Source organism: Granulicoccus phenolivorans DSM 17626 = NBRC 107789 = JCM 15570 (assembly GCF_000423085.1).
GTDB lineage: Bacteria > Actinomycetota > Actinomycetes > Propionibacteriales > Propionibacteriaceae > Granulicoccus > Granulicoccus phenolivorans.
Window position 1 is genome coordinate 35,051 of record NZ_AUHH01000041.1, and the last position, 6,259, is coordinate 41,309.

At 70.5% G+C, this 6,259-nt stretch carries 6 protein-coding genes; 4 read left to right on the forward strand and 2 right to left on the reverse strand.

Annotation, left to right across the window (positions count from 1 at the left end; translation table 11 throughout):
• The first annotated feature begins 168 nt into the window (after positions 1–168).
• Complete coding sequence (locus G531_RS23050) at positions 169–1,431, forward strand: FAD-dependent monooxygenase (protein ID WP_051215565.1); 1,263 nt, start codon at positions 169–171, stop codon at positions 1,429–1,431.
• Here G531_RS23050 and G531_RS23055 read toward each other — a convergent pair.
• Positions 1,380–1,901 (reverse strand): SRPBCC domain-containing protein, encoded by a 522-nt coding sequence (locus tag G531_RS23055; protein ID WP_051215566.1) that lies wholly within the window; start codon positions 1,899–1,901, stop codon positions 1,380–1,382. The two genes, G531_RS23050 and G531_RS23055, sit on opposite strands and share 52 nt — an antisense overlap.
• A gap of 65 nt (positions 1,902–1,966) precedes the next feature.
• Here G531_RS23055 and G531_RS0115050 point away from each other — a divergent pair, with 65 nt between their 5' ends.
• Genes G531_RS0115050 through glsA form a run of 3 tightly spaced genes read left to right on the forward strand, consistent with a single transcriptional unit; the run spans position 1,967 to position 4,740 of the window.
• Positions 1,967–2,710: a hypothetical protein gene (locus G531_RS0115050; RefSeq protein WP_026927871.1), complete on the forward strand. Its 744-nt coding sequence runs from the start codon at positions 1,967–1,969 to the stop codon at positions 2,708–2,710.
• A gap of 60 nt (positions 2,711–2,770) precedes the next feature.
• Positions 2,771–3,445: a hypothetical protein gene (locus tag G531_RS26180; protein WP_026927872.1), complete on the forward strand. Its 675-nt coding sequence runs from the start codon at positions 2,771–2,773 to the stop codon at positions 3,443–3,445.
• Between the two features lie 38 nt (positions 3,446–3,483).
• Positions 3,484–4,740 carry a glutaminase A gene (gene glsA, locus G531_RS26185; RefSeq protein ID WP_051215567.1) on the forward strand — a complete coding sequence of 419 codons (1,257 nt, stop codon included), beginning with the start codon at positions 3,484–3,486 and terminating at the stop codon, positions 4,738–4,740.
• A gap of 10 nt (positions 4,741–4,750) precedes the next feature.
• On the opposite strand, the gene G531_RS0115065 is transcribed toward glsA, so the two are convergent.
• Positions 4,751–5,575: an SDR family oxidoreductase gene (locus G531_RS0115065; RefSeq protein WP_026927873.1), complete on the reverse strand. Its 825-nt coding sequence runs from the start codon at positions 5,573–5,575 to the stop codon at positions 4,751–4,753.
• Positions 5,576–6,259 lie beyond the last annotated feature (684 nt).

A 6,259-nucleotide genomic window follows, 5' to 3' on the forward strand; every position in this document is an offset into this window, starting at 1 on the left:
GCCGGGCAGTCTAGGCGTTCGGACCGCGGCTTCCGACACTGTGTCGGAAACTGGGGTCGGAACTTTGCCACAGGTGCGGATGTCTTCCGGCGCGGGCCTCCGTAGGCTCGAGGTCAGCGGGCGAAGCAGCCCGCAAACCTTCTCATCCTCCTCGAACAAGGACGTTCCATGCCCGCTTCACCCACCCCTGGTGCTTCCGCGCCGCGGATCGCGATCGTCGGCGCCGGCATCGGCGGCCTCACCCTGGCGCTCGAACTGCGCCGCCGGGGCCTCGAACCGCAGGTCTACGATCAGGCCGAAGAACTGCGCGAGGTCGGTGCCGCGGTCGGCCTGTCGGCGAACGCGGTGCGCTTTCTGCACGAGCGACTCGGCCTGGCCGAGGGGCTGGCCGCCCGCTCGACCGCGGTCGACGCGCTCGTGTTCCGCGACGGGCACACCGGCGCAGTGCTGGGGCGCGTCGACTCCGGGGCGGACTACCAGCGGCGCTACGGCACGCCCTGGTACGGGATCCATCGCGCCGATTTCCAGCAGGTGCTCGCCGGTGCGCTGCAGGGGGCCGGGCTGCACCTGGGGCACCGGCTGGAGCGGCTGGATGACGACGGGGCCGCCGCGGTGCTGCACTTCGCCAACGGCGCGGTTGCCGAGGCGGACATCGTGATCGGGGCCGATGGGGCCCGCTCGATGCTGCGTACCCATGTGGTCGGCTACGACGACGCCCAGTTCTCCGGCTGCTTCGGCTTCCGCGGGATCGTCGACGGGGACGCGATCGCCGGACTGCCCGACCCGGCGGCCCTGCAGTTCTGGATCGGGCCCACCGGGCACCTGCTGCACTACCCGATCGGCGAGGGACGGCAGAACTTCCTGCTGGTTCGCCGGCACCAGGGGCCGTGGACTGCTCCCGGCTGGGTCACCCCGGCCGAGCCCGGGGAACATCTGAGCCTGTTCGCCGACTGGCATCCCGCGGTCCGGGCGATGATCGGCGGCGCACCGGCCGACCAGCGCTGGGCGCTGTTCGAACGACCGCCGCTGCACCAGTGGTCGCGCGGTCGGGTCACCCTGCTCGGGGACGCGGCCCACGCGATGGTGCCGCATCACGGGCAGGGCGCGAACCAATCGATCGAGGACGTCATGGTGCTCGCCGACTGCCTGATCGAATCTCTGGCCGACGGGTCCGGATGGGAGCGGGGGCGCCAGAAGTATCAACAGCGGCGCCTGGCCCGGACCCGACGCGTCCAGATCGCCTCACACACCGTCGCCGACGTACTCCACCAGGCGCCCGGTCCGCTGGCCGAGCGGCGCGACGCCCGATTGGCCGCACCGGGTTTCTGGGACCGGCATCTGGACTGGATCCACGGCTATGTCGCGGATGCGGGCGAGGCTCAGTCGTCCTCGGGCAACCAGCCGTCGTCGGGGAAGCCCTTGGCGACGTAGGCGGCCAGCACCGGGGTGAACTCCTCCAGCGTGCCATCGTTCTGGGCGTCGGCGGACGTCCCGGTCAGGGCCAGTTCGAACTGGTCCAGGCAGACGTCCCAGCCGGCCGCGTTCCGCGCGGCGCCCTCGGCGTTGCGCAGGATGTTCACCAATCGGAACCGGGCCCCGTCGGGGTCCGGTTCCACGCTCAGATACAGCTGGTCGCTGCCCCAGTCGAAGCCGAACTCCTGTTCCTCGGTGTAGGCGATCACGGTGCCGGTCAGCGACTCCTGGTGGGGATCGCCACCCAGCGTGATCTGCCCACCGACCCGGGGTTGGTAGCTCACCTCCGGCGAGGGAAACCACGCCGCCAGTCCCTGCGGGCTGGCCATCACCTGCCAGACCTCGGACACCGGTACCCGATAGGCCCGTTCGAAGGTGACCGCGGGCCGGCCGTCGTGAAGGTCGTACTGGGCATCGAGGTAGGTCATGCAGCGAGTTTATGGGCCCGACCCGCCGCAACCGGTCCACGCGCCGGCGGCGTAGTCTTGGTGAGGTGGCGGGTCGGCATCGCTGGACCGAGCCCGAGGAGCTCCTGGAGCCCTACTCGGGCCCCGAGCCGCGAGCCGGGCACCGAAACACCGAGGACCTGGCCGAGGTGCGGGTCGCGCTGGCCCCGCCCGGGCGGGCGCTCTGGTCGGGCCTGCTATTGACCGCCTTGGTGGGGGTGCTCGCCGCCGGATTGGTCGCCCTGTGGCCGTGGCTGCGCCCGGTCCATCTGGATGCCGAGGCCCATGCGCAACTGTTCCGGACACCGCTGAGTGTGCAGGACACCCGGTGGGCCGATCCCGAGAACCTGACCCCGGACCGGTTCCTCACCCGATTCTGCGGCGGCGCGCTCGCCGAGGTCGGCACCGGCGGGTCCGCGGATGTGCTCGGCGCCCAGCGGGTGATCGGTCGGGGCGACACCGAGGGGATCGCGGTCAGTGCGGCCTATCCGGACGCGGGGCGGGCCGAAGCGGCGTACCGGGACATGGTCGGGGGGATGGACGGCTGCACGATGCGCACCCGGGGCGGGCAGAGCCGCTGGCAGGCCACCGATTCGCTGGCCGCCGATGGCGTGCTCGGGCAGGCGTTCGGGCTGAGCGGAATCACCTCGCGCGGCAACTTCTATCGCTCGGTCGTGGTGCTGCAGTACGCCAATACGGTGACGGTTTTCCTCACCGCCCGGCCGATCGACCTGGCCGATACTGCCCGGGCCTATCGGGACCGGGTGGCGGTGGTCTCCCGCGCTCAATGAGGAGTGGCCATGACGAAACTGACAGGGAACCGACATCCGTTTCACAAAAGCCCCCGAAACGTGCCCGATCTGCACACTGGCGCTGCCTCCCTGTCACCGGCGGCGGGTACCGGCCCGCCGCGCTCCCCGGGGTGGGGCCGCTGGCTGACCGGGCTCGGGGTGCTGACCTTCGCCTCCGGGGGATTCCTGGTCGCCATGTACGCCTCGCTGGCCGCCGGCGGCAGCGCCGACCCGTGGGGGCCGATCAACGATGCGCTCGGTGCGGTCGGCAACGTGCTGCTCGCCGCCGCGATCCCGATGCTCAGTCGGCGGGCCGCGCGCCGGCGCTGGGAGCGGCTCCTGGTCTACGGGACCACCGTGGTGTCGCTGGTGGCGGCGGTCTCCGGGGCGCTGCTGGTTGTCGGGGCGCTGGCATTCGAGCCCTCCACGGCGTTCACGGTGGCCGCCATCGTGGTCCAGGCGGGGTGGCTGTGGTGGCTCAACCGGCGCTATGCCACCGATCCCGCGGTACCGCGCTCGGTCCACCGATTCGGCCGGATCGTCGCGGTCACGCTGTTGGCGGGCATGGTGCTGGTGGGCGCCTCGTTCGCGTTCCCGTGGGGGTCGCCGGTGGCGTACGCCTTGTTGATCCCGGGCGTGGTCGGCGGCGGGATCGCCTGGCTGGGCTGGCCGGCCTGGTACCTGCTGCTGGGCCGCTACCTCAGCACCGCCGCCCCGGCCGACGCGCGTGGGTGACCTGCGGTCGCCGCCTACCGGTGTGGAAGGGTGGCGGCATGCCTACGCCCGAGGACACCGCTGCCCGCCGCCCGATCGTCCGCCGCGTGGAGTCGTTGGTGGAGATGGTGCGCAACAACGAGGAAGGGACGCCGTACGAGATCGGCGGCACCGATCCGGACGCGTGCGGGGTGGCCCTGTGCACCGTCGACGGGAACCTGTACTGCGGTGGTGATTCCGAGGCCGAGTTCGCGATCCAGTCGATCTCCAAGGCCCTCACCTACGCGCTGGCGCTGGAGGAGCGGGGCTGGGACTACGTCGATTCGCGGATCAATGTCGAACCGTCGGGGGAGGCGTTCAACGAGATCTCCCTGGTCGGCGATCCGCCGCGCCCGGCCAATCCACTGGTCAACATCGGCGCGATCGCCGCCTCCGGCTGCATCCCGGACTACGACTTCGACCGGATCCAGGCCTTCTACCAGCGCCTGGCCGGCCACGACCTGAGCGTCGATGAGGAGGTGTACGCCGCCGAACTGGCCGCCGGGGCGCGGAACCGGGCGCTGGCCTGGCTGTTGGCCTCGGTCGGGGTGCTGGATGACCCGGATGCCGCGGTCGAGGCGTACCTGCGGCAGTGCTCGGTCCTGGTCAGCGCCCACGATCTGGCCGTGATGGGGGCGACGCTGGCCAACCGGGGCGTGCAGCCGATCACCGGGGAACAGGTGCTGAGCCCGGAGGTGGCCGAGCGGGTGCTGTCGGTGATGATGACCTGCGGCATGTACGACGATGCCGGGGAATGGATGATCAAGGTCGGGATGCCGGCCAAGTCCGGGGTCGGCGGCGGCATCATGGCCGCCGCGCCCAGCCAGATCGGGATCGGCACTTTCGCGCCGCGGCTGGATCGGCACGGCAACAGCGTCCGCGGCGCACTGATCTGCGAGCGGCTGTCCGACCAGTTCGACCTGCATTTCGCGCGGATCCCCATGCCGCACCACTCGACGGTACGCCGGGTGGTCGACTTCTCCGCCAAGGCCCGACTGGTCGAACTGCAGGGCGACCTGAACTTCCTCGGGATCGAGGCGGCCCTGCAGGCGGTGCTCACCGCGGCCCGGGACCGGCCGGCGGTGGTGGTCGACGTCACCCGGATCAATCACCTGGTCACCCAGGCCCGCGATCTGCTGCCGCAACTGTCCCAGCGGCTGGCCGAGACCGGGCACCGGCTGCTGGTGATCGGGGAGCAGTCCTCGATGCTCGGGCGCGCCACGCTGTGCCGGGACACCGATGAGGCGAAGGAACTGCTCGCCGAGATGCCGGGCTGACTCGGGTGGATCAGCCGCGCCCGGTGAAGTGGTCCATGGTCCGGTTGACGCCGAAGAAGTCCACGACCCGGTCGAACAGGCGTACCGGCAGTACGCGCACCAGCGGCATCACCCCGACCAGCGGCGGCATGATCAGTTCCTGCTTGCCGGCCTCGATGGCGTCGATGATGCGCTCGGCCACGTCCTGCTCGTCCAGGATGGGCAGCAGCTTTGGGAACTTGGTCCGTACGCCGGCGAACATCCCGGTGTTGATGTAGTACGGGGCGACCAGCAGGGTGTTGACGTGGCTGCCCCGGGCCCGCAGCTCACCGCGCAGGGACTCGGTGAACCCGAAGGCGGCGAACTTGCTGGCGGAGTAGTCGGTCTGCTTGGCCACGCCGACGATGCCGGCGGCCGAGGCGATGTTCACGATGGTGCCCCGGTCGCGCTCCTGCATCCCGGGCAGGAATGCCCGGGCGGTCCAGTACAGCGCCAAGGTGTTGACCTCGAAGGTGCGGATGATCGCTTCCTCGGAGGCGTCGAGCAGATCGGCGCCGGTCACCACGCCGGCGTTGTTGATCAACACATCGATGCCGCCAATGGCCTTTGCCGCCTCGGCGACCGCGGCGCGGTCGGCGACGTTGACCACCTGGACCGACGCGGTTCCGCCGATCGCCCGGATCTCGGCCGCGACGGCTTCGGCGGCCTCGCCGGACAGGTCCCACAGGATGACTTCGCCGGCACCGCGGCGGGCCGCTTCCAGGGCCATCCGGCGGCCGATGCCGGATCCGCCGCCGGTGATCAGTACGCGGGTGCCGTGCAGGTCGAGGCCACGATGGCTGGACTTGGTGTTCATCTGCTGTTCCGTTCCTTGGGTCAGAGTCCGAGCGGCCCAGCGTGCAGAACTGCTGCGCCACCTGCCGGGCATGGTCGCGGTTGGTCGACCCACACCCTGGCGTTCAGACCATAGTCGGTGTCGTTCGCCCGGGCGATCGCCTCGGCGTCGTCGGCGACCCGATGGATCGCAACCGGCCCGAGGTTTCGGTGCGGGCCAGGGTCGCTTGCGGTGGTACGTCGGTGCGGATCGTCGGCTGCTGGACCAGCGGGCCCAGATCGGGCCACGCTCGGCCGCCGGCCAGCACCTCTTACGACAGGAGAGTTGTGGGTGTGCTGTCCTGCGACGGGAAAGTTGTGGGTGGGCCGTCCCGCGACAGAAAAGTTGGGCGTGGGCGCTCGTGCGACAGGAAAGTTGGGCATGGGCCGTTCTGCGACAGGAAAGTTGGGCATGGGCCGTTCTGCGACAGGAAAGTTGGGCATGGGCCGTTCTGCGACAGGAAGATCCATCTCGCATGGGCGCGGGTGATCCCGCGGTTGCTCCAACAGGCGCGGGATTCCGTCCCAGTCGCTGGGTCGTCTTTGGCGGTGCGGGAAGCGTGCCACCTGGCCGCGGGGTGCACCCGTCGGCGCCTCAGGTGTCCACGTCCGGGCTGACCTCGCCTCGTGGGTATAGGAGCCCCGGGGCTCACGGTCATCCAGCGCC

Excerpts from the sequence above, each read along its gene's own strand:
- G531_RS23050 (WP_051215565.1), top strand. The coding sequence starts at position 169 with ATGCCCGCTTCACCCACCCCTGGTGCTTCCGCGCCGCGGATCGCGATC.
- G531_RS23055 (WP_051215566.1), bottom strand. The coding sequence starts at position 1,901 with ATGACCTACCTCGATGCCCAGTACGACCTTCACGACGGCCGGCCCGCG.
- glsA (WP_051215567.1), top strand. The coding sequence starts at position 3,484 with ATGCCTACGCCCGAGGACACCGCTGCCCGCCGCCCGATCGTCCGCCGC.
- G531_RS0115065 (WP_026927873.1), bottom strand. The coding sequence starts at position 5,575 with ATGAACACCAAGTCCAGCCATCGTGGCCTCGACCTGCACGGCACCCGC.